The organism is Microbacterium umsixpiens (assembly GCF_053543675.1).
This window is the reverse complement of record NZ_JBLVOH010000199.1, coordinates 1-1,153: the sequence shown is the minus strand read 5'-3', so window position 1 is coordinate 1,153 and position 1,153 is coordinate 1. Positions and strand designations below refer to the sequence as shown.

Here is a 1,153-nt window from a genome sequence, read left to right as displayed (position 1 = left end):
CAACCGCATCATCGTGGGGCGGGCAGCGGAGGGCCGACGCGTCGTCCGGCTCAAGGGCGGGGATCCGTTCGTCTTCGGACGCGGTGGCGAGGAGATGCAGGCGTGCCTGGCTGCGGGCATCCCGGTCGACATCACTCCGGGGATATCAAGCGCGATCGCTGTTCCGCAAGCGGCAGGCATTCCCGTCACGCATCGAGGCACGGCCGCAGCTTTCCACGTCGTGAACGGGCAGGGCATCATCGGCGAGGGCACGCTCGCGGCGCTGGCCGATGCGACCGTGACCACGGTGGTCCTGATGGGCGTGGCCGCCCTCGAACGTCTGGTCACCGCGGCACTCGCACACGGTGTGCCGGCAGAGAGGCCGATCGCGTTCGTCGAGAGCGGCCACACGGCGCAGCAGCGTACGACGCGGACCACCCTCGGCAGGGCGGTCGCCGATGCCGAGGCCGTCGGCCTCCGCAACCCCGCGGTGATCGTTGTCGGCGAGGTCGCGGGCGCGGGACTACTGCTCTTCCCCTCGTCGGACACGATCGGGGCTGTCCTGGCGTGACGATCCGCGTTCCACTGACTCCGGTGTTGGCCGGATGCACCATCGTCGTCGCCGCCGACCGACGTTCCGGCGATCTCGTCGCGGCTCTCGAGCGACGCGGCGGCCAGGTGTACCGCGCGCCCGCCCTGAGCATCATCCCCAACGAGGACGATGAGCTCCTCATCGCCCGCACGCGCGATCTCATCGCGTCGCCCCCCGACATCGTGATCGTGACGACCGGGGTGGGTTTCCGCGGATGGATCGATGCCGCGCACGAGAACGACCTGGCCGAGGACCTCTCCGCCGCGCTGGCCGGGGCACAGTTCATCGCACGAGGGCCCAAGGCTCACGGGGCGATCCAGCAGGCGGGCTTCATCGCCGACTGGGTCGCGGAGTCCGAGACCTCCGCGGAAGTGGGGGAGTACCTTGCAGCCGAGGGGGTCACCGGGCGACGTATCGCGATTCAGCACCACGGCGCGGGCGCCGACGGGCTCGACACCCTCCTGGCGGGGCTCGGAGCGGACGTGGTCAGCATCACCGTGTATCGCTGGGGGCCGCCGCCGGACCCCCAGGTCGTGCGCCGGTCCGTCGTGCAGGCGGGTGCGGGTGAAGTCGACGCCGTCC

General features: G+C 71.0%; 2 protein-coding genes. Both read left to right on the top strand.

Annotated elements, in window-relative coordinates; genetic code table 11:
* Positions 1-550: uroporphyrinogen-III C-methyltransferase (locus ACNPM4_RS17545; protein WP_448986533.1), on the top strand; the 550-nt coding region annotated here is incomplete at its 5' end.
* Positions 547-1,153 (top strand): uroporphyrinogen-III synthase (locus tag ACNPM4_RS17540; RefSeq protein WP_448986532.1); only part of this gene is annotated, 607 nt, incomplete at its 3' end. The genes ACNPM4_RS17545 and ACNPM4_RS17540, both read left to right, overlap by 4 nt.